Here is a 24,911-nt window from a genome sequence, read left to right on the forward strand (position 1 = left end):
TTTAATTAATTCTAGTAAATATAATTAAATGACTAGAAAGAGTGAGTTACAGATGGCTAAAAAGCAAAATATTAATAATAATGATCCAATATCAAAAGCAGTAGATTTATTATTAGAAAATACTGAAGATTTAACAACAGTTTTTAAAGAGGGAGAATTGTATAAAGAATTAACAAAAAGATTAGTAGAAAAAATGTTTAATTCTGAGATGCAAAATTATTTAGGATATGATAAGAATCAACATAGTAATAGTGACAATGCTCGTAATGGTATAAGTTCAAAAAAATTAATAACTCAACAAGGTAAAATTGAGATTGATGTACCACGAGATCGCAATAGTAATTTTAATCCTGTAATAGTTGCAAAAAGACAAAGAAGATTTGATGGTTTTGATCAACAAGTTCTTTCTTTATATGCAAAAGGTATGACATTATCAGATATTAGAATGCAATTACAAGAGTTATATCATGGTGCTGATATTAGTGAAAGTGTTATTAGTCAAATTACTGATGATGTTATTGATGATGTAAAAGCATGGCAAAATCGACCATTAGAAAGTGTCTATCCGATTGTTTATTTTGATTGCATAATAGTGAAAGTACGACAAGATAAAAGGATTATTAATAAATCAGTTTATATAGCTTTAGGAGTTGATTTAGAAGGTAAAAAAGATGTTTTAGGTTTATGAATTAGTGAAAATGAAGGTGCTAAATTTTGATTAGCAAATTTAACAGAAATGAAAAATCGTGGCTTAAATGATATTCTTATTGCCTGCAGTGATAATTTAACAGGCATGTCAGAAGCAATACAATCAGTTTATCTTAAAACAGAACATCAATTATGCATAGTTCATCAAATTAGAAATAGTTTGAAATATGTCTCATATAAGCATAGAAAATCTCTAGTTGCAGATTTAAAACCAATTTATACTGCATGTAGTGAAGAACAAGCAATGCAGGCTTTAGAATCCTTTGAAAATAAGTGAAATAAACAATATCCTCAAATTGCTAAATCTTGATATAAAAATTGAGATAATTTAATTGTTTTTATTAGTTATCCTGCAGAAATTAAAAGAGTGATTTATACAACAAATGCTATTGAATCTGTAAATAGTCAATTACGAAAAGTTATCAGAAATAAAAAAGTTTTTCCTAATGATATGGCAGTTTTTAAAATATTTTATTTAGCAATTGAAAATATAACAAAAAAATGAACAATGCCCATTCAAAATTGAAATACAGCAATTGCTCATTTTATGATAAAATTTGAAGATAGAATTAATCTAAACTAGTACTTTGTAAAACAAAGATACACAGATTACGGGACTTTCCAGCAATCTGTGTAACTTAGTGATTTTACAACTAAAATTTATTTAAAAAACACAGTTTTTAGGAAAGTCCCCAGATTACATAAAAGCCTCTCAAAATATCCATTAGGATAATTGCCATCTCATTTTTTATCATTATTATTAGCTGGTTTAATTGCAAAATATAAATCTATTTTATAATGGTCGCTTCTTTGACTTTCTCAAATAGAAGCCCCCCAGTGAGCATTATAATCATGGTCTAAAAAATAAGTTAAATCATTAGTTTTATGATGTGCTAATGTACCAATTATTAAACCAGTTACTCCACTTACTGCACCAGTTAGTGCTAGTGCTAATGTTATTTTACTTAAATTTGTTTTTATTCATGTTTTCATATTAAATTGCTCCTTTTTTATTTTATTATTTTTTCTTAACTCTTCACAAATTTTTAATCATTTTGGTAATAATTCATGTTCTAAATTAATTGCATGATTTTCACAAAGAAAAAGACTAAATGTTGTTGATTTTAATTCTAATAAAACAATATTACTTCATTTGTTACTACAATTTTTATTTTGACAGATAACATTCATTTTTCAAAATCTTTTTGAAAGATTTTAAGTTACTTACAACTTTTAATAACTTTTCTTTGTTCATGATAATTTACTCCTATTTTTAAATGAAATTTAAGATATTACACAATTATTATTTTTAATAAAAACTTTACTACTTTTTTCTTGATTATTAATAGATTTATATGAATTAATAATATTGATATCATTTAATTGTAACAATGGTGTTAGTTCTGTTAATTCTGTAATTTTACTTAGTTCGTTTGATAACTTTCTTTTAGAAATTTCTAGTTCTTTTTCAAAACTAACAATTTCCCTTGAATAAATTCTTAAATCATATTCATTGGGTTTATTTTTTTCTTTCTCTTTAATTATTATAATATTTATATAATTAATCATTTCTTGAATTTCTTGAATTTTATTTTTTAAAATTTCTATTTTTCCTATTTCCATTTTAATTTCTCTTTATTTCTTAACATTTTATTGTTAAATTATACTTATTTTTTGATATTTTTACAATTATACTTTTAAACGTAAAATAACGCCTAAATTAAAGGCGTTTATTTTATGATACCTATACTATTAATTATATTGAAATTGTTTATTATATTTTAAATATGAAAGTATTTTTTTATTATTTAATTTTAAATTACACTTATATATGTATATAATAAACAAGTAAATTAATTTTTTAAAAATATTTACAATAAATTTAAAATTTAAAAAAAGTTAGGAGAAGTAAAATTGAATTTTAATTATAAATGAAATTTTAGAGAACAAAATGCAAAAATTGATAAATTAGTTTTAGACCATATAACAAAGAAATGAGAAAAACTAGATTGAAGAATAAAAAATACAAGAGATAAAAATAAATATAAAATTGTTGATTATCAATATCGAACAAGAAAAATTATATATGGAATGGTAACTTATAAAAGAAGAATTTATGAATATTTTGATGAAAAATTACAAAAATGAATTCGTGTTTGTTTGGTTGATGAAATACTAGAATTACCAAAATATAAAAGAATTGGTGAAGATGTTGAGGAAACTATTATTGAATATTTTGCTGATGGAAAAAGATACAGAGATATTTGAGATATCATAAAAAAAGCAAATATTAGTCTTAGTTCTATTCATAGAGTTTTTAAAAATTTAGAAGTAATTGAAGAAAATCCAGTAAAAGTAAAATTAGAAAAAAATCAGCCTATTTTTGTAGCAATTGATGATGGTCACCGAAAATTTTGAAATTTTAAACGTAAAGGTACAAAACATTCTATGAGATTAATAGTAACATATACAGATAACATTAATCATAAAGTACAAAATAAAAGAGTAAAAGCAATTATAAGACCAACAAAAACAGTAATTGGCATTAAAAAAACTGCTCAATTTGTTAAAGAACATTGTCAAAAATTTTATGAAAACATTGAACAAGCAAAAATTATTATTTGTGGTGATAGTGCAGGATGAATTAAAGAAGTTGCTGATTATTTAGGTGCACAGTTTGTTTTAGATAAATTCCATTTAATTCGAACATTATATCTTGGTATAATGGCTGGAAATAAAGGAAAATATTTAAAAGAATATAATCATTGTAAAAATTTAATTAATAATAGTCAATATGAACAATTAATTGATTATTTATATAAAGAATTAGATAATCATAAAAAATTAAAGAAAAAATATTTTAAAAATAATAAACAAGGTATTGAAAATCAAGGTAAAAAATGAAATATTGGTTGCTTTACAGAAACTAATATTTGACATGTTTTAAAAGAAATGCTTGGTAATAGAACATATAATATTAGTATTTACATTAAAATGGTTATTTTTAAATGTAACAAAATAAATTTAGAAACATAATTTAATGAATATAGTAATTATTGATTATTTCGCAATTTTGAATAGCATCTCAAAAATTATTATTTTTTATTTTTATTTTTAAACCAATAATGAAAAAAGTAAATAACATAGTTATAAAAAATAAAATTGGAACTAAAATTAAAACCAAAAAAATTCCACTTCGTAATTCAGTTCATTCATAATAATTTTCTTTAATATGATGAGTTCCAAGATTATAAAAATATTTTGCAGAATGCTCTATGATAAAACTTAATTGAAAATGTTTTAACATTTTAAATCCATTAATACAATTTAAATTTTTATCAAAATAAAAAAGATTAAAGTGACTAAAATATATTAATATTAATCCTATAATTAAAGTTAAAATGCTTAAAATAAATAGTAATAGAGTTAATAACTGTAATTTTTTAGGTGCTTTAATTTTCATTTTTAAATTCTCCTTAACTTTATTCCATAAGTTTAACATTTAACAAACTTAATTATAAGTATTTTAGTTGCAATATTTTTAAAAAAATTATATTATTTAAATACAATTTCATAAAAATCCAAATTATTTCTTGTATGAAATATAATAAGACTATATATATTTAATTTATTCCGGATTTTTGACAATCTCCCAATTTTTTTTTTATGCGAACCTTAGCTTTTAAACTCATATTTTTCATATATCTATATACAATATGAAATTTTAATTTTAAATTATAAATTTTGTTAATTCATAAAGTTATCATTTTATAACCATAAATTTCTTGAAATTCATAAAAAATATTTTTAATTATATTAGCTAAAAATGTATCTCAGGTAATGTTTAGTAATCTGTGTAACTTACAAAAATAACTATGTTTAATTAATTCTAGTAAATATAATTAAATGACTAGAAAGAGTGAGTTACAGATGGCTAAAAAGCAAAATATTAATAATAATGATCCAATATCAAAAGCAGTAGATTTATTATTAGAAAATACTGAAGATTTAACAACAGTTTTTAAAGAGGGAGGATTGTATAAAGAATTAACAAAAAGATTAGTAGAAAAAATGTTGAATTCTGAGATGCAAAATTATTTAGGATATGATAAGAATCAACATAGTAATAGTGACAATGCTCGTAATGGTATAAGTTCAAAAAAATTAATAACTCAACAAGGTAAAATTGAGATTGATGTACCACGAGATCGCAATAGTAATTTTAATCCTGTAATAGTTGCAAAAAGACAAAGAAGATTTGAAGGTTTTGATCAACAAGTTCTTTCTTTATATGCAAAAGGTATGACATTATCAGATATTAGAATGCAATTACAAGAGTTATATCATGGTGCTGATATTAGTGAAAGTGTTATTAGTCAAATTACTGATGATGTTATTGATGATGTAAAAGCATGGCAAAATCGACCATTAGAAAGTGTCTATCCGATTGTTTATTTTGATTGCATAATAGTGAAAGTACGACAAGATAAAAGGATTATTAATAAATCAGTTTATATAGCTTTAGGAGTTGATTTAGAAGGTAAAAAAGATGTTTTAGGTTTATGAATTAGTGAAAATGAAGGTGCTAAATTTTGATTAGCAAATTTAACAGAAATGAAAAATCGTGGCTTAAATGATATTCTTATTGCCTGCAGTGATAATTTAACAGGCATGTCAGAAGCAATACAATCAGTTTATCTTAAAACAGAACATCAATTATGCATAGTTCATCAAATTAGAAATAGTTTGAAATATGTCTCATATAAGCATAGGAAAATGGGACTTTCCTAAAAACTGTGTTTTTTAAATAAATTTTAGTTGTAAAATCACTAAGTTACACAGATTGCTGGAAAGTCCCTAGAAATCTAGTTGCAGATTTAAAACCAATTTATACTGCATGTAGTGAAGAACAAGCAATGCAGGCTTTAGAATCCTTTGAAAATAAGTGAAATAAACAATATCCTCAAATTGCTAAATCTTGATATAAAAATTGAGATAATTTAATTGTTTTTATTAGTTATCCTGCAGAAATTAAAAGAGTGATTTATACAACAAATGCTATTGAATCTGTAAATAGTCAATTACGAAAAGTTATCAGAAATAAAAAAGTTTTTCCTAATGATATGGCAGTTTTTAAAATATTTTATTTAGCAATTGAAAATATAACAAAAAAATGAACAATGCCCATTCAAAATTGAAATACAGCAATTGCTCATTTTATGATAAAATTTGAAGATAGAATTAATCTAAACTAGTACTTTGTAAAACAAAGATACACAGATTACATAAAAGCCTCTATTTTACAATGATTGATAAATTATTCAGATATTTTTGTTGAAGATAAATCATAAAATTTACCTTTAATAATATATACTATTGTTTCACAAATGTTAACTAAGTGATCACCTAGTCTTTCAATATATTTCAACTGTTGCATTGTTGATGTATATTGAGAGAGTTGATCATTATTTTTGTTTACTTTTAACATATTGACAATGTTTTTCATTGATTCACGAAAACGATTATCAATATCGATATCATATTCTGCTGCTTGATAAGCTTTATTAATATCATTTTCATTTATAGATTCACCAATTAAATCCATCATTTTAAATACTTTTTTCATTAATCCTGATAATTGAGATGTTAATTTAATTTCTGGTTTATATTTGACATTAAATTTGGATAAATTTTTAGCATAATTTGAAATACGTTCTAAATCACGAATAATATTCATATAGCCAATAATAGTACGTAAGTCAGTAGCAAAAGGATTTTGTTGAGCAATACTTCAAATTGCAGTAATTGTTAAACTTTCAGCGACTGTTCTAATTTCTTTATCGGTTTCAACAATTCTTTTTGACATATCAAAATCTTGTGTTTCCATTGCTATTAAAGCGTCTTTATGTTCTTTTTTTACTTTTTTTAATAAAGTTAATAAGTTTTGTTTTAAATTTATGATATCTAAATCAAATCTACGGTTAATTATTTTCATTTTTTTCTCCTTTCTCTATAATTAATTATATATATTTTTAACCAAATCTGCCGGTAATATAATCTTCTGTTCTTTTATCTTTTGGTCGTGAAAATATTTTTTTAGTATTATTATATTCAATGACTTCTCCATTTAAGAAAAAAGCAGTTTTATCAGAAATTCGTGCTGCTTGTTGCATTGAATGAGTAACAACAATAATTGTAAAGTCTGATTTTAAATCATTCATTAAGTCTTCAATTTTAGATGCGGCAATCGGATCTAGAGCTGAAGTTGGTTCATCCATTAATAGTACTTCTGGTTTTAGGGCAATAGCACGAGCAATACATAAACGTTGTTGTTGGCCACCTGATAATGATAATGCTGAATCAAATAAGTGTAGAGCAACTTCATCTCATAAAGCCGCTTTTTTTAAAGCATCTTCGACAATTTGATTTAGAATTTTTTTGTTTTTAATGCCTTGATTTTTTGGACCATATGCAACATTATCATAAATTGACATTGGAAAGGGATTAGGTTTTTGAAATACCATTCCAACTTTAGTTCGTAATGAAATAATATTTTTTTTATTTTCATAAATATCTTCATTATTGAATAATATTTGTCCATTAATTTTAACACCTTCAATTAAATCATTCATTCTATTTAAAGTTCGTAGTAATGTTGATTTGCCACAACCACTTGGTCCAATAAAAGTGGTTACTTGATTACGACTTATTTCTAAATTTATATTAAATAAAGCCTGTTTTTTACCATGATTATAGAAGAAATTTAAATTTTTAATAGTAAAAACATAATTACTTTTTGGAATATTTTCTATATTTGATAAATTATTTGATTTGTTATTTGGTTTTTTCTTAAATTTATCTTTCACTTTTAAAAAGTAAGGTTTAATCACATTTACTTTTCTTTTTTTATTGCTATTCGCTGATTCTTTCTTGCTTTCATTTTTTCTTTTAATAATTCAATTGAGCATTTTGTTTTCACCCCGATTCCTGTTGTTAAACTTTTTTCAAAATGTTTTGCTATAAAATTTAAAATAAATATTAGTATAACTGTTATTAGTGCTGTTTGGTACATCATTCCTAATTTATTAGGGTCATTTGATTCTTTATTAACTAATAAAATATGGGTTGTTAAAGTTTGTCCTGAACTTAAGAAACCTTTATTGGGAAAAGCAACAGTGCTTCCTAATGTTAGATAAACTGGTGCTGATTCACCAATAATTCTACCCATTGATAAAATCATACTAGTAATAATGCCACCAATGGCAGCTGGAATAACTACTTTTCTTATTGTTTCAAATTTACTAGCACCTAGTGCTAATGATGCTTCACGATATTCAATAGGTACTGATTTTAATGTATCTTCTACTGCTCTAATAATAAGTGGTAAAATAACAATTGTTAATGTTAAACTAGCAGCAATTGCTGAGAAACTTATTTGTAAGAAAGTAATAAAAAAAGTAAATCCAAACATACCAAAGATAATTGATGGCGTAGAAGCTAAGGTATTTAGCACAAAACGTAATATTGAAGCAAATCAACCATTTTTGGCATATTCGTGAAGATAAATTGCGCCAATAATACCTAATGGCATAGCAATAGTAATTGTTGTTAATACCAATAAACATGTCATTGTGATAATTGATAAGTAACCTTCATCACCGGTTGTTCAAATTAAAGCCGCAAAATTAAAATTGAAAACGCTACTACCAGCATTACCACTAATGTTGAAGATACCATTAATAATAATATCACCAATAATTCAAATAATTAATCCCATAGTAATAAAACAAGCTAGCCCCATAAAGAATAATCGAAAATAGTCTTTAAAGTGTTTTCAGCCTTGATTTTTAATAGTTTTTTCACTAATAGTTAACATTAGTTGATTATCAGATAGATTTATTTTTTTTAAATTATAATTTCGTCGTTTTTTATGACCTTTTGCTTTTTTATCACTACGTTTATAAATTATTAAAACAATAAAGTTAATGATTGAAACTATAATAAATAAAAATAAACCAATTCCATATAATGCTGATATTTGTTGAGAACTAACTGCTTCTCCAATTTCTAGTCCAATTACTCCCGCTAAAGTAGAAATTGAACTAAATAAAAATGCAAGTGGACCATGTGCAAAATTGGGGGTTAGAGTACTATTACCAGCAATCATGACAACGGCCATTGTTTCACCAATGACTCTTCCAAATCCAAAAATTATTGCACCAATGATTTTGGTTTTTGCCGCTTTAAAAATGACTTTAAAACTAGTGTCAGTCCTGCTAATACCTAGTGCTAATGATGCATATAAATAAGATTTTGGTACTCTAGTAATAGCATTAACAGATAATGAAATAATTGTTGGTAATGCCATCATTGATAAAATAAAACTTGCTGTCATCATATTTTCTTTGGTTGGTGCTCCCATTTTTGCAAAAATAGGACCAATGGTCATTAAACCAAAAGCACCAAAAACAACTGAAGGAATACCAGATAATAATTCTACTAAAGTTAATGTTGTTTTTTTTAATTTTGGTGGTAAAAATTCACATATAAAAAATGATGTTAGTAAACTTAAAGGAACAGCAAGTATCATTGAAAATAGCGCAACTCAAAAAGTGGCAACAACAAAGGCAATAATACCAAAACTATTAGCACTAGGTAATCATTTACTATTTCCTAACATTTTAAATCAATTAAGAAAACTCATATTACTAAATGTTTGGCCGATAATAAAACCAATTAATAATGAAGCGGCAATTAGTGCTAATGAAGATATAGAGAATACACAAATTTTAGCAATCAAATCATAAGTATGTTTTTTTTGTTCACTAATAAAAACATTTTTTGGATCATGATTTTTATTAAAATGATTAAAAGTTATTTTATGTCAAAACTTTTTAAAAGATTTGGATTTCATTTATTAATACTCCTTTATGGAAAATTGTTTAATCACTGATTTAAAACATGATTTAATTTGTCAGTTAATGGTACTGCTGATTGTGCGTATTGAGCTTCTGAAAAAGCAGTAACTACGTATTCGTTATGACCTGGATAGCCAGGAATAAACAAGAATTTTAGAAATTTAACTAAAGTATTAATTTGTTTAAAATTTTTATTTATTAAACCTGTAAATGGTCGTGATAACTGATAAGTACCATTTTTAATGGTATCTAAACTTGGAGCAATTTTTTCTCAATTAGCAATATGAATATTAGTGAATTGTTTATTTGAATCTAATTGTTTTTTATCTGAATATGAACTATAACCAACACCACCACTAGACATATTAAACATTTGTGTACTTGAATTAACGGTTATTGCTTGTGGATAATATGCTTTTGAATCACCCAGAACTTTTTCATTAAAAACATCTCGTGTTCCTGAACCATTTTCTCTAATATAAGGTAAAATTTTGAGGTCACAAGTTGGTTTGATTCAACCTTGATTTGGTTTTGAAGTATTTTGTGGAAATAAATCTCTTCAGAAAATAGACAATTTTAAATACATTTTTTTTACTTTATCTTGTGTAAAATTTAGAGGTTTATTATTACCTAAGCAATCTTTTGGTAAATTATAAACTAAAATCATGCCATCTTTTGATAAAACAAAAGAAATTAAATTATTATTAGGAGTTGTATATTCCTTTGAAAGTCAGCCAATACCAAACATATTTTTATTAACGGGAATTACTGCTGCATCTGAACCTAAACTGTTATAAGTAAAATCTGCTTCTTTATGATTATCAGGATAGTCTTCCATTAATGTATGCATTAAAGGTGCTACTGAAGTTGAACCACCCATAATAAAATAGGGTTTATGACTAACTAAAGTTACAATAAAAATACTAATCATTGTGATTAATCAAAATAATGACAAAATTCTTTTTTTTAGCATATAAATCCACCCAACTGAGAGTTTTTTTTATCATACACGTATTATAACAATATAATTGATAAAAACTAGAAAAATTATTTCATTTTTATAAAAAATGTAGAGGCTTTTATGTAATCTGTGTATCTTTGTTTTACAAAGTACTAGTTTAGATTAATTCTATCTTCAAATTTTATCATAAAATGAGCAATTGCTGTATTTCAATTTTGAATGGGCATTGTTCATTTTTTTGTTATATTTTCAATTGCTAAATAAAATATTTTAAAAACTGCCATATCATTAGGAACTTTTGGGACTTTCCTAAAAACTGTGTTTTTTAAATAAATTTTAGTTGTAAAATCACTAAGTTACACAGATTGCTGGAAAGTCCCAAACTTCTGATAACTTTTCGTAATTGACTATTTACAGATTCAATAGCATTTGTTGTATAAATCACTCTTTTAATTTCTGCAGGATAACTAATAAAAACAATTAAATTATCTCAATTTTTATATCAAGATTTAGCAATTTGAGGATATTGTTTATTTCACTTATTTTCAAAGTATTCTAAAGCCTGCATTGCTTGTTCTTCACTACATGCAGTATAAATTGGTTTTAAATCTGCAACTAAAGATTTTCTATGCTTATATGAGACATATTTCAAACTATTTCTAATTTGATGAACTATGCATAATTGATGTTCTGTTTTAAGATAAACTGATTGTATTGCTTCTGACATGCCTGTTAAATTATCACTGCAGGCAATAAGAATATCATTTAAGCCACGATTTTTCATTTCTGTTAAATTTGCTAATCAAAATTTAGCACCTTCATTTTCACTAATTCATAAACCTAAAACATCTTTTTTACCTTCTAAATCAACTCCTAAAGCTATATAAACTGATTTATTAATAATCCTTTTATCTTGTCGTACTTTCACTATTATGCAATCAAAATAAACAATCGGATAGACACTTTCTAATGGTCGATTTTGCCATGCTTTTACATCATCAATAACATCATCAGTAATTTGACTAATAACACTTTCACTAATATCAGCACCATGATATAACTCTTGTAATTGCATTCTAATATCTGATAATGTCATACCTTTTGCATATAAAGAAAGAACTTGTTGATCAAAACCTTCAAATCTTCTTTGTCTTTTTGCAACTATTACAGGATTAAAATTACTATTGCGATCTCGTGGTACATCAATCTCAATTTTACCTTGTTGAGTTATTAATTTTTTTGAACTTATACCATTACGAGCATTGTCACTATTACTATGTTGATTCTTATCATATCCTAAATAATTTTGCATCTCAGAATTCAACATTTTTTCTACTAATCTTTTTTGTTAATTCTTTATACAATCCTCCCTCTTTAAAAACTGTTGTTAAATCTTCAGTATTTTCTAATAATAAATCTACTGCTTTTGATATTGGATCATTATTATTAATATTTTGCTTTTTAGCCATCTGTAACTCACTCTTTCTAGTCATTTAATTATATTTACTAGAATTAATTAAACATAGTTATTTTTGTAAGTTACACAGATTACTAAACATTACCAAAATGTAGGTTCTAGACTATATTATTAATATTTTTTAGTAATTAAAAAATGGTATTAAGTTAACTTAATACCATTTTATTAAATATTTTTAATTTAATAAAAAAAATAAAAGAAAAGTATTTCTTTCTTTTATTAGTATTCTTTATTTATATAATTCAAAAGATAAAATAACTTTATTTTTTATTATCTAAAGCATTTTTTTTCCTGAATTGTAAATATAAATGGGACAAATGGGACAGTTTTTAAAATAATTGTATTAAGTCTATTGGGCTTTTATAAGATAGTGATTTTCTGGGTGTAGAATTAATTTGAAATGCTATAGCATTTAAGTCTTTTTGTTTATATAAAGATAGATCTGTAGATTTTGGTAAATATCTTCTTAAAATACCATTATTATTTTCATTTAAACCTCTTTGACAAGGTTTGCCAGGATCTGCAAAATAAATCTTAACATTGCAAATTTTTTCGATTAATTTTCATTTACTAAATTCTTTACCACGATCAAAAGTAATAGTTTTAACTGTTCCTTTTTGTAACTTTGAAATAAATTTTATTATACTTTTTGTAATATTTTCTGCTTTATGATTTTTAGAAACTAAAGGAATTGTGGTTTTTGATCATATATCAGCTAAAGTAATAATAGAACTTTTATGATCTTTACCAATGATATTATCACCCTCTAAATGACCAAATTCTTGTATATTTTTAATATTAGGAATGATTAAATTTCTTTCATGAATAGATTTACAATTATTAATTCGTCCTCTAGTTTCTTTTCGTTTATGAGGTTTATTTTTTCCTTTTCTCAATAAGTTATTTTCATCAAAACCCATTCGATTTGTTTTAAACATGTTATATAAAGTTTTTGTTGAAATACTTTTTATTTTATTTTATTTTCCTTTAAAAAATTGGCAATTATATCAAGAGCATAATTTTTAGTAATTAACAAATAATTAATAGTATTAATTTCTGTTAAAGTTAAAATTATTAATTTTCTACCTGCATTTTGCTTCTTTTTTTGAATTTGATTCAATATTTCTAATGGTAATAAGTTTTGATTTAATAATCTGCAAACTCTATGTACAGTTGATTTACTATAATCAACAGCTTTTGCTATTTTACGAATTGAAAATTCATAACTTTTATATTCTTTTATTGCTATTATTGATTCAATAGTCAGATACTTATACATTGTGCTAATTCCTTTCTTTTCTTAATTATAGAATTAACACAATTTAATTTTTATATAAATGTCCTTTTTAATTTTACAATTCAGGTTTCTTTAAAGTTTTTAAAGTACGAGCACTAATCATTAAAGTTTTTCCACCAATTTTTACTGGTTGTAAGTTTGGATTTCATTTTCTTCTAGAAGAGTTCATCGCATGCGAACGGTTGTTACCAGCTAGTGGACCAATACCACTTAAAGCACATTTTCTTGCCATAGTTATTTTCTCCTTATTAATGTTTTAACTAATAAATAATACCATATTTATTTATTTATTTTAAAAAAAAATTAAAATTTATTTGTAAAAAATTGAATATTTACTAGGACATTATTTTAATAAGAAAAATTTTAATTATATATTTTTTTTAAAAAAATAAAAAATATGTTATAAATAAACTATATTATACAAATTTTTAAGAAATCTTGGAGGAAAAAAATGAATTGTATTATTTATGCTGTGCAAATTGATGATGAAAAAAAGATTGGTTTACATGCACGACCAATAGCCAAAATTGCTGCTGCTATTAGTAAGTATAAAAATATTGAGGTAGAAGTCATTAAATTACCTGATAATGCAGATATTACGAAGCCAGTAAAACTTACTGGTAATGAAACTAAAGTTAAAGCTAAGTCAGTTCTTAATTTTCTAGGTTTACAAGCAAAAAATTTTAGTAAAATTGCTTTTATTATTACAAAAATGGATGAGAAAGAAGAAGATAAAAAACTTGAAGAAGTTAAAACAGAAATTATTTCTTTATTAAAAGAAGAAAAATTAATAAAGTAAATGGTTTTAAAAAAAGTATTCTTTTGAATACTTTTTTTAAAACCATTTATCCTTATGATATAATTATTTACGTTCTTAAAATATTAAATTATATAAATGGAGGCATTTAATGAGCGAAATTAACAAAAATAAAGAAATAATAATTTCAGAACAAGGTTTAGAAAAGTTAAAAACTGAATTATATAAACGAATTAATGTTGAACGTGAATCGATAAAAGAACGATTAAAAGCAGCTAGGGCTGATGGTGATTTATCAGAAAATGCTGATTATACTAGTGCGCGTGAAGAGCAAGGTAAAAATGAATCACGCATTCAAGAGCTTGAAACGATTATTACTAGTGCTGTTATTCTTGAAGAACAAAAACAACGTAAAAATAGTAATATCAAAGCAGTTCGTGTTGGTAGTTGAGTAACAATTGTAAAAATTAAAGATGGTAAAATTGTTTCTGATTCAGAAGAAAAATTTAAAATTGTTGGAAGTATTGAAAGTAATCCATTTGAAGGATTAATTTCTAATGAGTGCCCATTAGCAGTATCAATTATGAATTGTGTTGTTGGTGATATTGTTGATATTAAAGGTATTAAAGAAACATATAGGGTAAAAATTATAGAAGTAAAAAATCAATTATAAATAATTGAACAGAATGATAATTATAAGTTTTGTTTTCTTTAGTATCTAAATTACTTTGTTGTTTGATTTTTTAAAAATTATTATCTGGGATTTTTAGGGACTTTCCAGCAATCTGTGTAACTTAGTGATTTTACAACTAAAATTTATTTAAAAAACACAGTTTTTAGGAAAGTCCCGATTTTAGCAATCATTTAGTAATTCTTTTATGTTAGAATTTTCAATATTAAAGTTTTCACATATTTCTTTTAAAGAAAGTTTAGTTTCAAACTATGTTTCATCATTTTTAATAGTTATACCTTCTTTAATAATTTTATTTTTTAAGTCATTAATTTCAGTTATATATGATGAATTTGGTAAATTAAAAGTTGCTGTTATTACTCATGGGATATCTATTTTTTAGATGCAACTGCATTATGGTAAGCATTTTTAAAAAATTCTTGTAATTCTTTAGAAAAAATGGTTGCTTTTGAACTATTGTAAATTGAGTGTTGAACATTAATTAGATCTTTTTGATTATAATCAATCATTATTTCTAAATTTAAACATTTACTTTTTAATTTAAAAGTATTATTTTTTAATATTGTTTTTATAATTTCATATGACTTTGGCATATAAATATCCTTTCTTTTTTTTAACTTATTAATAATTATTTAATACTAAATTAATTATATATTATGTTGGATTTTAATGTAGTAATAGGAGTTTTAAATAACATTATAAGTTTAATTTAAAAAGATATTATTAAAATATTATTATTTTAGAATAATAAGTTATTTGGTGTACGAGGAAAAGGAATAACATCTCTAATATTATTAATACCAGTAATAAACATTAAAAATCTTTCTAGACCTAAACCAAAACCAGCACTTGGTGCATATCCATATTTTCTTAAATCAAAATATCATTGTAGATCATTACCCTCAATTTTGAATTGGGTTTTATTTTTTAGTAATTGTTCATAATTATCTTCACGAACAGAACCACCAATTAATTCACCAATCCCTGGCACTAATAAATCCATAGCTGCCACTGTTTTTTGTTGTGGATAATTACTATCAATTGGATTAAGTTTCATGTAAAAAGCTTTGATGGTTTGTGGATAGTTAATAACAAAAGTTGGCTGTTTAGTTATTTCTTCACATAAATATCTTTCATGTTCTGATTGTAAATCAATTCCTCATTTAATTTCATTAAATTCAAATTTTTTTCCTTTTTTTTGTGCATTTAAAAGTAATTCAATGACTTCTGTATAAGTAATAACTTTAAAATCAGATTTAAAATCGGCAATTTTTTCTAATTTTTCAATTAGTGATTGTTCATTTTTAGTTTCTTGTTTTTGTTCTAAAAATTTTAATTCAGAATTACAATTATTTAGAACATCTCTAATAACATTTTTTATTAGTTTTTGGGCTAGTATAATATTATCTTGTAGATTACTAAAGGTAAATTCTGGTTCTACCATTCAAAATTCTGCTGCGTGACGTGTAGTATTAGATTTTTCAGCACGAAATGTTGGTCCAAATGTATAAACTTTTTGTAAAGATTGAGCGTAAGCTTCAGCATTTAACTGACCACTAACAGTTAATGAGGCTTTTTTCCCAAAAAAATCCTTTTCATATTTATCATTAGTTATAGTAGTAACAATAAAATTTTCACCAGCACCTTCAGCATCATTAGCTGTAATAAGAGGACTATGTAGGTAAATAAATTGATTATTATGAAAAAAATTATGAATAGATCATGATACTTGATCACGAATTCTAAATAATGACAAGAAAGTATTAGTACGAACACGTAAGTGTGCATGTTCACGAAGAAATTCATTTGTATGTTCTTTTTTTTGGATTGGATAATCATTAGCGCATATGTTGTAGACAGTAGCAGTAATTACTTTTAGTTCAAATGGTTGTTTCGCATTTGGTGTTAAAATTAAATTACCAGTAATAGTAACAGCACTACCAGTAGTAACATTAGTTAAATTGTTAGTATTTTCTAAATTTGGATCATATACTACTTGTAAGTTATTAATTGAAGAACCATCGTTTAAATCTAAAAACCCAACTTTTTTACTATTTCGATTAGAACGAACCCAACCGTTAACAGTTACTTGTGTTGGTATTTTTTTAGTTTTATCGTTACTATTAATAAATAAATTATTAATTGTGTAAATCATTATTGTTCCTCCTATTTATTTTTATATAATAAATAAATTATATATTAACTATTATCTTAGTAGGGAATTATTTATGATTTTTTTCATTAATATTTGGGATAAATTTTATTTTTAGTTAGTATAAAATTTCAAATTGAATTTTAAGTTAATGTTATAATATTACTTATAGTAAAGGGGGTTTATTATGGGCAAATTTTTAAAGTTAATTACTAATGGCTTTATGACAGGTGTTAGTGAAACATGATGTAATAATGAAGGAGTTGCAGTTTTACCTTTTGTATATAAATACAATCAATATTGATTTTTATTAATGAAAGAAAAGAATCCTTTATTTGAAAATAAAAAGATATCATTTTTTAGTACTCTAACAGGTGGTTGTAAATTAGGTAAATCATCACTAGAAACTGTTAAGAATGAAATTTTAGAAGAGACAGGAATTAATATTAGAAGCTTAAAACTTGATTGTATTTATAGACTTGGTAGTTACTATGCTAATAAAACTTCAATAAAAATATGACATTTTTATGCTGTTGATTTATCTAGTTTGAATTTAGATTTAAAGTTAAGTTATTTTGGTAAAGGTGATGGTAGTATTGGTGAAAATGGTATTAATGGTATTTTTATTAATGAGAGTGAACTAGATAAAGTTAATGATGCACTTACATTGGCAATTTATGGAAAATTATGATTGAATAATACAATAGTGAACATAAATAAATAAATAAATTTAAAAGGAAGAAAATATGTTTAAAGATATAAAATTTAGATTTATAAAAAGAAAAAAATATAAAAGAATTTTTATTATCAATACCCAAAGATCTTAATAAAATTCCATTTTCTGCTAAAGTAGCTATTATTTGTTTAGGGATTTTTATGTTATGAAATACATTTTTTGATTTGAATCATTTTATTAATCCTAATTTATATCCTTCGGTTTGAACTATTGTAAATCGTCAAGTTTATCATCCTTGACAGCAAGTATTATTATTCTTAAATGGTATTGCTGCTTTTACTAATGTTATTTGTATAATTTTAATTTCATTTGGTAAAATTTCTAATTTTTTTTGAGGCTTTTTTTCTGTTACTATTTATGGTTGTATTGTTTTGTTTGAAATTATGTTGGTGATATGCAGTTGAATTTTTTTTTCTTTTTGCCGTTTCAATTTATTGGCTATAGTTTATGGAAATTTCATTTAGATTCACAACAAGAAATAATTTCTAAACGTTTAAATTTAAAAACAAGTATTGTTACTATTTACTTTGCAATTGTTTTATCAGTATTTTTTTATTTTGAAATTCCTGAATTTTCACGTGTAATTTTAGGGAAATATGATTTTGATGGTAATACTTTTCAACAAGTTTTACCACATATTCTAGATTCATTAACTAATTCTTTAAGTATTGTTGCGCAAATACTAATGTTATTACGTTTTCGTGAACAATGAATTTTTTGAATAATTGTTAATATTTTTCAAAAAGCTATGTATTCGGGAGTTGCTCATAATCGTTTGGATGTAAATCTTTTATTAATGTGAATTGTTGCTCTTGGTAATTCTGGTTTTGGTTTTTATCAATGATTTTTTGTAAGAAGTAAAGAAAAAGTAGTAGTTAAAAAAGAAACATATGACCAGTAATAACTTTTAAATAAGAAAAATAATAATTTAGAAAATAAGTTATTATTTTGTATAATAGTTTGTAAAGTATAAAATAATTATCAAAGAAGGTTATTATGAAAAAAAATGTATATATATTAAAAAATTTAGATGACACTAATACTCTTGCCAAAATAATTGCTAAAATTGCTAAACCAAATTTAATTTTATTATTAAATGGTCCGCTTGGTAGTGGTAAAACGCAAATTACTAAATTAATTGGTAATTTACTTGGAGTTAAAAATATTATTAATTCACCAACTTTTATTATTTGAAATAAGTATCAAACTAAATATGAATGAAATTTAATTCATATGGATGCTTATCGTTTAATTAATCCTCATTTAGAAGAATATTATGAAATAATGATGAATAATTTTATGATAATTGAATGATCAGAAAGATTAAAAATTAATTTTAATAATTATTCATATATTGCTATAGATTTTAAAATTATTGATATTAATAGTAGACAGATAGTTATTAATACTAATCTTCTTACAAAAGAGGAAGAAAAGTATTTATTTGATGCATTAAAAAAAATATAGAATTTTTTTATACTTGTATTTGAAAGTAATTAAGCATAATACTATTAATAGTACTTTGACTAATTAGACCAAGTTTTTGATATTGTTTTAATACTTCTAAAGTATAATTATTATCATCAACAGGATAATAATTATTTAAACCTCAAAGTAAACCAGCAAATAATACTAATGAACCAATAGCAATTGGACTAAAAGCATAATACACAGTTATTTTACGATTATGATATCCGATTAAAGAAGCAAATAATCATCCTGTGACAAAAGCAATCATTCAATATAATAATGTCACTACTTGTTGATCAGTTATAAATCAAAATATTAACATTAATAAAATAGTTGTAAAGAAACGACTCATAATTGGAGTTTTAAATAATTTATAATTTCAAATGAAAGGTAACATTGCTCCTAATGAAATTACAGGAAAAACTCAAAATCCTGACATGATATTAATATTATCAACAACACTTTGTAAAATACCGGTTAGAATCATTGCACCAATTCAAATAAAAATTGCTTTTCATCATCCATAAAATCCTTCAACAAATCTACCAACACGATAAAACATTCAAAGTGAAAATATTAAATTAATAGGAGCTGAAGGATTTATATCATTACCAGCAAATGGATAAATTAATCACCTTCAATATTGATAAGCACCAAATATTAAGTTATGATAATTGGCAGCAAAAAGCAAATGTTGTTGTTTATAATCTAATGCTAATCAATCATCTTGACTAAGATTTATAATTACTAGAAAAACAACAAGTGTAATAATAGGAATTATAAAAAGAAATCAGGTAACTGCCAAATTAGCATTAGTACATTTTTTTAATGTTTCGCTTAAGTAACGACGGTTTTGAAAATTAACTTTTTTTCAATTATCTCTTAAAGTTCCAGTACTATTATCTTCATTAGTCTCTTCATTATTTTCGGTTTCAGTTTCAAGTTGGGGTAAGTCTACCTTAATAAATTTAGTAATACTAGGATAAAATTTAGATAATTCTTGAACAATTTTGTCACTAGTAGCAATAATAACATCAACCGCTGGTGACATTCGATTTTCGTTTTGGTTATCATCATTTAAAATAACCATTAAATAACGAATATCTTTAACACCTTCATCTGCTAATTGTTTATGTAAAATTTCATAAACTTCATCTTTATTTTTTAAATGGTGAGGATTAAAATTATTTTCTTTAATAATTTTAATGATATGATAAGTATTACTATCTTTATTAGTTAGATATGCTTCACCTTTAACATGTAGTTTTAATTCTTTAGGAACATTAAATGGTCGATAATCTTGATGACTAATAAAATAATCAACTAATTGTAAACCTAAAATATCTAGAATATTATCATCCATTATTTAACACTTTCCTTTCGTAATAATTGTAATTTATTTTCAAAAAAATCAGGTAAATTACATTCAAAAGTCATAACTTTTTTAGTTGTGGGATGAGTAAAAGTAATGACTTTAGCATGTAAGTATTGTCCAATATTAGCATTTTCCAATTTAAACTTGCTGTATAAAGGGTCATTTACAATTGGATGTTCAATTCACTCAAAATGAACACGAATTTGGTGTGTTCGACCAGTTTCTAATTGACATTGAACTAAAGTATAGTCTTTAAATCGCTCAATAACTGTAAAATGAGTAGTTGCTTTCTTACTATTTTGTTCATTGACCATCATTTTTAGACGATTATTATTGCTTCTAGCAATAGGCGCTTTAATGGTTCCTGATCTACCTTTAATTGTACCATGAACTAATGCAATATAAATTCGTTTAATTTCATGTTTTTGTAATTGTTCTGCTAAAATATGATGACTAATTTTATTTTTAGCTACTAATAATAACCCTGTCGTTTGTTTGTCAATACGATGAACAATGCCTGGACGTAAATTATTTTCATCAATATTTTCAATTTTTGATTGGAATAATAATCCGTTAACTAAAGTATTATCTCAATTACCTGCTCCTGGGTGGACAACCAAATTATTAGGTTTGTTAATAACAAGAATTTCATTATCCTCATAAATTATTTCAAAATCAATTGCAGTTGCTTTTAAAGTGTTCTCTTTTTCATTTTTAATAATAATATTTATTTCATCATTATTTTTTAATAATAAGTTAGATGATGAAATAGTTTTATTATTAACTATTACTTGCCCATTAGTGATTAAATTTTGGATAAAATTTCGTGAATAATGATGTTCTGTTAATACCATTGCTAAATATTTGTCGATGCGGATATTTTTGTTTTCATGATATGTTAGTTTTATCATCTTTTGATTTTCTATCATTGATGATTGTTGTGAATGTTCCGTTGTTGACTTCATTATTGTGTTCTCCAAACTTTTCTTGATAGGCATTAATTATGGTTCCAATAATTATTTGTAGAATAATTATTGTGATACCAATGGTAATAAATATATCCGCAGTATTAAAAATAGTATATGGTGGGAATAGTTGTCATAATAAAAAGTCAATAACACCACCATTATGTAAAAATCTATCGGTTAAATTACCGATTGTTCCTGGAATAACAAAACTGAGACCTAGTGCTCTGTTAATAGATTTAGTAAATAATAGTCAGGTACTACTAGCAATTGCTACTAGAAAAGTAAAAGTTATTAAAAAGATTTTTTTATTTTGAAAAAAACTAAAAGCAGAACCATAATTAATAATAAATTTTAAATTAATAAATCCGGGTATGAATTTATATTCTTCACCAACTTTTATTCCATTTTGTACTGCTAATTTTATCATTTGATCAGTGACAATTAGAATAATAATTGCACAAAAACAAATTATTTTAGTTAATCATTTTCAATCACGTGTTTTTAAATGATTTTTAATTGCTGATCAAGAAAATTCCATAATTACTTCTTTCTAAACTAATATTAGTTATTTACATTATTAAGGATAACACTTCAAAACAACGATTACAAACATCTTCTTTTGTTTCATTAACAATTAATCAACAGCGAGGACATTTAGTACCCTCTTTTGTTTTAACATTAATAGTTCAGTCATTAACGTTGCTATTATTATAATTAATATTAACTTCACTAACAATTAATAATTGTGCTAATTCTTTTTCATCAATTGTTGATAAGATATTATGATTATCTTTAAAAATAATAGTCACTATTGTTTCTAAGGCTGTTTTAACAATTTTGTCTTTTTTAGCTTGTTCAATAACTTTATTAACTTCATTTTTAAAGTTAATAAAATATTCTCATTTTTCCATTAGTTTTGTTGGTTTGTTTAAATTTCATGGTTGTGGAAATTTTTTTAAATGAATAGAATCACTGCTTGTGTTTAAATCTTTTTTAGTTAAACTTTGGAATGCTTCTTCAGTAGTGTGTGGTAAAATAGGGGCTAATAAACCAATTAAAGTTTTTACTATTAAAAACATTGTCATTTGTACTTGTTTTCTTCTAATATCATTTTTGCTATTAACATATAAAATTTCTTTAGTAAAATCACAATAAAAAGCAGACAAATCATTAGTAACAAAATTTAAAATTAAATGATAGATAGTATTAAATTGATAAGTTTGATAATTTTCATTAATTTTAGTAACTAATCCGTTTAATTTATTTAAAATATATTGATCAACTTCTGATAAACTATTAATAATTTCTTCTTTTGTTTTATTTTCAATAGTTTTGATATCTAAATCAAATAAATTACCTAGTAAGAAACGAAAAATATTTCTGATTTTACGATAGTTTTCACTAACTTGTTTTAAAATTTCAGTACCAATTCTTGTATCATCAGTAAAATCAACACTGGCTACTCATAATCGTAAAATATCAGCACCATTAGTATCACAAATTGATTTAACACTAATAACATTACCAATTGATTTTGACATTTTATTGCCTTTAGCGTCAGTTACAAAACCATGTGCCATCAAGTTTTTATAGGGACTACTATTATTAGTAATAGTTCCTGTTGTTAAACTTGAATTAAATCAACCACGAAATTGATCATTACCCTCCAAATATAAATCTGCTGGTCAAGGTAAATTATTATTTTTAATAACTGCTAAGTGGGAAACGCCACTATCATATCAAACATCCATGATGTCTTGTTCTTTATAAAAAATACCATTTGGACTATCTTTATGTTGATATTTAGGTGGTAATAAATCTTTTGCTTCTTTTTCGAATCAAATATTTGAACCATGTTTAGCAAATAAATCAGCAACATGATTAATAAGGTTTATATCCATGATTGGTTCTTTTTTTTCGGTGTAAAAAATTGGAATTGGTAATCCTCAAGCACGTTGACGAGAAATGCATCAATCATAGCGATTATTTGTCATTAATAACATTCTTTTTTTTGCTCATTCAGGAACAAAATTTACTTTATTAATATTTTTAGTAAGTAATGGTTTGATTTTTTCAATAGCGATAAATCATTGTAAAGTGGCACGATAAATAACGGGTTTTTTAGTTCGTCAATCATGTGGATATTGATGTTTAAATAATTTCATACCAATTAATGTACCATTATTTTTTAAGCGCTCAACAATAATTTTATTAGTATCATCATAAAATTTATTGACTAATTGTTCATCATTGATTTCTGCTGTAAATTGACCTTGATCATTAATTGGACAAAGAATTTTGATATTATGTTTTAATCCTAAATCAAAATCTTCTTCACCAAACGCTGGAGCAGTATGAACAATTCCAGTTCCATCATTTATAGTAACATGAGAACCATGAACGATTGGAGTTTTTCTTTGATATAATGGATGTAATGCTGTTAATCCAATTAAATATTTACCAGAAATTGTTTTAACAATTATAAAATCGGTGATGTTGTTTGCTTTAGTAAAAGAATCAATAAATGGTTGTGCAATAATATATTGTTGTTCATTAGTTTTAATAATACTATATGTAAATTCTTCATTTACTGCTAACATTTGATTGCTAGGAATGGTTCATGGTGTTGTTGTTCAAATTATTAGTGAGGTAGGTAAGTTAAATATTTTTTTTTCATCATTTAGTAAAAAGGCAACATAAATAGCAGCACTAGTTTTTGTTAAATATTCAACTTCAGCTTCAGCTAAGGCACTTTCGCTTGATGGTGATCAATATACAGGATATAAATTACGATATACTAGTTTTTTTTCTACCATTTTAGCAAAAACTTTAATTTGTTCAGATTCATATTTTTTATCATAAGTAACATAATGATCTTCAAAATCTGTTAATAATCCTAATGTTTTAAATTGATTAATTTGATTAGCAACTTGCAGTTCTGCATATTTTTGACATTGTTTTCTAAAATCTGATACTGCTATTGTTTTACGATTAATTCCCGAGTTAGTAACTGCTGTTTCAATAGGTAAACCATGCGTATCTCAACCCGCAATATAGGGCGCATAATAATTGCTACTATTATAATAGCGAACAATAATATCTTTTAAAATTTTATTTAATGCATGTCCTAAATGTAGATCACCATTAGCATATGGAGGTCCATCATGAAGAATAAAAGTTTTCGTAGATTTTTTATTTTTGTTAATTAGTTGTTGATATATTTTTTGGTCTTGTCAATATTTTTGTAGTTGTGGTTCTTTTATAGTTAAATTAGCACGCATTTCAAAGTTAGTTTGAGGCATTAATAATGTATCTTTATAGTTTTTATTCATGTATATTATTCTCCTTTAAAATAACAAGTTTTATTTGTACTAATTATTCTTTTTTATTCTTAAATCATT

At 24.4% G+C, this 24,911-nt stretch carries 22 protein-coding genes and 3 pseudogenes; 8 read left to right on the forward strand and 17 right to left on the reverse strand.

The features are described 5' to 3' along the window. The first annotated feature begins 52 nt into the window (after window positions 1-52). Window positions 53-1,291, forward strand: coding sequence for an IS256 family transposase (locus tag ACQH20_RS03130; RefSeq protein WP_425377577.1), 1,239 nt, complete (start codon window positions 53-55; stop codon window positions 1,289-1,291). Window positions 1,292-1,368: 77 nt separating this feature from the next. On the opposite strand, the gene ACQH20_RS03135 is transcribed toward ACQH20_RS03130, so the two are convergent. Further along, window positions 1,369-1,899: a hypothetical protein gene (locus tag ACQH20_RS03135; RefSeq protein WP_425377480.1), complete on the reverse strand. Its 531-nt coding sequence runs from the start codon at window positions 1,897-1,899 to the stop codon at window positions 1,369-1,371. Window positions 1,900-1,992: 93 nt separating this feature from the next. Continuing rightward, window positions 1,993-2,331 carry a hypothetical protein gene (locus ACQH20_RS03140; RefSeq protein ID WP_338978532.1) on the reverse strand — a complete coding sequence of 113 codons (339 nt, stop codon included), beginning with the start codon at window positions 2,329-2,331 and terminating at the stop codon, window positions 1,993-1,995. 291 nt (window positions 2,332-2,622) lie between these two features. Between ACQH20_RS03140 and ACQH20_RS03145 the strand changes: the two genes are divergently transcribed. Continuing rightward, on the forward strand, window positions 2,623-3,744 hold the full coding sequence (locus ACQH20_RS03145) for an Mbov_0401 family ICE element transposase-like protein (RefSeq protein ID WP_425377481.1): 1,122 nt from the start codon (window positions 2,623-2,625) through the stop codon (window positions 3,742-3,744). Window position 3,745: 1 nt separating this feature from the next. On the opposite strand, the gene ACQH20_RS03150 is transcribed toward ACQH20_RS03145, so the two are convergent. Continuing rightward, window positions 3,746-4,171 carry a hypothetical protein gene (locus ACQH20_RS03150; protein ID WP_425377286.1) on the reverse strand — a complete coding sequence of 142 codons (426 nt, stop codon included), beginning with the start codon at window positions 4,169-4,171 and terminating at the stop codon, window positions 3,746-3,748. A gap of 160 nt (window positions 4,172-4,331) precedes the next feature. Further along, entirely contained in the window at window positions 4,332-4,475 is a 144-nt protein-coding gene (locus ACQH20_RS03155; RefSeq protein WP_425377482.1) for a hypothetical protein, read from the reverse strand. Between the two features lie 163 nt (window positions 4,476-4,638). Here ACQH20_RS03155 and ACQH20_RS03160 point away from each other — a divergent pair. Continuing rightward, window positions 4,639-5,963: pseudogene (locus ACQH20_RS03160) on the forward strand (IS256 family transposase). Between the two features lie 62 nt (window positions 5,964-6,025). On the opposite strand, the gene phoU reads toward ACQH20_RS03160, so the two are convergent. The 7 genes and pseudogenes from phoU to rpmB form a co-directional block, all read right to left on the reverse strand. After that, a complete protein-coding gene (gene phoU, locus ACQH20_RS03165; protein ID WP_425377483.1) occupies window positions 6,026-6,703 on the reverse strand; it encodes a phosphate signaling complex protein PhoU in 678 nt (225 codons plus the stop codon). A gap of 37 nt (window positions 6,704-6,740) precedes the next feature. After that, window positions 6,741-7,676: a phosphate ABC transporter ATP-binding protein PstB gene (gene pstB, locus ACQH20_RS03170; RefSeq protein WP_425377484.1), complete on the reverse strand. Its 936-nt coding sequence runs from the start codon at window positions 7,674-7,676 to the stop codon at window positions 6,741-6,743. Next, a complete protein-coding gene (gene pstA / locus ACQH20_RS03175; protein ID WP_425377485.1) occupies window positions 7,601-9,622 on the reverse strand; it encodes a phosphate ABC transporter permease PstA in 2,022 nt (673 codons plus the stop codon). Before pstA ends, pstB begins: the two co-directional genes overlap by 76 nt. A gap of 14 nt (window positions 9,623-9,636) precedes the next feature. Beyond that, complete coding sequence (locus ACQH20_RS03180; RefSeq protein WP_425377486.1) at window positions 9,637-10,599, reverse strand: PstS family phosphate ABC transporter substrate-binding protein; 963 nt, start codon at window positions 10,597-10,599, stop codon at window positions 9,637-9,639. Between the two features lie 143 nt (window positions 10,600-10,742). Continuing rightward, window positions 10,743-12,056: pseudogene (locus ACQH20_RS03185) on the reverse strand (IS256 family transposase); the annotation flags it as partial. A gap of 337 nt (window positions 12,057-12,393) precedes the next feature. Beyond that, a pseudogene (locus ACQH20_RS03190) lies at window positions 12,394-13,343 on the reverse strand (IS30 family transposase). A 73-nt stretch (window positions 13,344-13,416) separates the two neighbouring features. Further along, the gene (gene rpmB / locus ACQH20_RS03195; protein WP_425377487.1) at window positions 13,417-13,593 is read right to left on the reverse strand and encodes a 50S ribosomal protein L28; all 177 of its coding nucleotides are present in this window, start codon (window positions 13,591-13,593) and stop codon (window positions 13,417-13,419) included. Window positions 13,594-13,812: 219 nt separating this feature from the next. On the opposite strand from rpmB, the gene ACQH20_RS03200 reads away from it, so the two are divergent. Further along, window positions 13,813-14,160, forward strand: coding sequence for an HPr family phosphocarrier protein (locus ACQH20_RS03200; protein ID WP_252320667.1), 348 nt, complete (start codon window positions 13,813-13,815; stop codon window positions 14,158-14,160). Window positions 14,161-14,269: 109 nt separating this feature from the next. After that, complete coding sequence (greA, locus tag ACQH20_RS03205; RefSeq protein ID WP_425377488.1) at window positions 14,270-14,791, forward strand: transcription elongation factor GreA; 522 nt, start codon at window positions 14,270-14,272, stop codon at window positions 14,789-14,791. Between the two features lie 389 nt (window positions 14,792-15,180). Here greA and ACQH20_RS03210 read toward each other — a convergent pair whose 3' ends face one another. Both ACQH20_RS03210 and asnS read right to left on the reverse strand, forming a co-directional pair. Beyond that, entirely contained in the window at window positions 15,181-15,402 is a 222-nt protein-coding gene (locus tag ACQH20_RS03210; RefSeq protein ID WP_425377489.1) for a hypothetical protein, read from the reverse strand. Window positions 15,403-15,548: 146 nt separating this feature from the next. After that, window positions 15,549-16,967, reverse strand: a complete 1,419-nt coding sequence (asnS, locus tag ACQH20_RS03215; protein ID WP_425377578.1) for an asparagine--tRNA ligase — start codon at window positions 16,965-16,967, stop codon at window positions 15,549-15,551. A gap of 181 nt (window positions 16,968-17,148) precedes the next feature. Between asnS and ACQH20_RS03220 the strand changes: the two genes are divergently transcribed. The 3 genes from ACQH20_RS03220 (at window position 17,149) to tsaE (ending at window position 19,164) form a co-directional block, all read left to right on the forward strand. After that, a complete protein-coding gene (locus tag ACQH20_RS03220) occupies window positions 17,149-17,685 on the forward strand; it encodes a hypothetical protein (protein ID WP_425377490.1) in 537 nt (178 codons plus the stop codon). A 373-nt stretch (window positions 17,686-18,058) separates the two neighbouring features. After that, window positions 18,059-18,598 (forward strand): nicotinamide riboside transporter PnuC, encoded by a 540-nt coding sequence (pnuC, locus tag ACQH20_RS03225; RefSeq protein WP_425377491.1) that lies wholly within the window; start codon window positions 18,059-18,061, stop codon window positions 18,596-18,598. Between the two features lie 95 nt (window positions 18,599-18,693). After that, window positions 18,694-19,164 (forward strand): tRNA (adenosine(37)-N6)-threonylcarbamoyltransferase complex ATPase subunit type 1 TsaE, encoded by a 471-nt coding sequence (tsaE, locus tag ACQH20_RS03230; protein ID WP_286642683.1) that lies wholly within the window; start codon window positions 18,694-18,696, stop codon window positions 19,162-19,164. Between the two features lie 7 nt (window positions 19,165-19,171). On the opposite strand, the gene ACQH20_RS03235 is transcribed toward tsaE, so the two are convergent. Genes ACQH20_RS03235 through ileS form a run of 4 tightly spaced genes read right to left on the reverse strand, consistent with a single transcriptional unit; the run spans window position 19,172 to window position 24,842 of the window. Next, complete coding sequence (locus tag ACQH20_RS03235; RefSeq protein WP_425377492.1) at window positions 19,172-20,530, reverse strand: hypothetical protein; 1,359 nt, start codon at window positions 20,528-20,530, stop codon at window positions 19,172-19,174. Continuing rightward, window positions 20,530-21,396 (reverse strand): RluA family pseudouridine synthase, encoded by an 867-nt coding sequence (locus tag ACQH20_RS03240; protein ID WP_425377493.1) that lies wholly within the window; start codon window positions 21,394-21,396, stop codon window positions 20,530-20,532. Before ACQH20_RS03240 ends, ACQH20_RS03235 begins: the two co-directional genes overlap by 1 nt. After that, the gene (gene lspA, locus ACQH20_RS03245; RefSeq protein WP_425377494.1) at window positions 21,341-22,048 is read right to left on the reverse strand and encodes a signal peptidase II; all 708 of its coding nucleotides are present in this window, start codon (window positions 22,046-22,048) and stop codon (window positions 21,341-21,343) included. Before lspA ends, ACQH20_RS03240 begins: the two co-directional genes overlap by 56 nt. Before the next feature lie 31 nt (window positions 22,049-22,079). After that, entirely contained in the window at window positions 22,080-24,842 is a 2,763-nt protein-coding gene (ileS, locus tag ACQH20_RS03250; RefSeq protein WP_425377495.1) for an isoleucine--tRNA ligase, read from the reverse strand. Window positions 24,843-24,911 lie beyond the last annotated feature (69 nt).

It is taken from the genome of Spiroplasma endosymbiont of Aleiodes alternator (assembly GCF_964031135.1).
Taxonomy (GTDB): Bacteria; Bacillota_I; Bacilli_A; order Mycoplasmatales; family VBWQ01; genus Spiroplasma_E.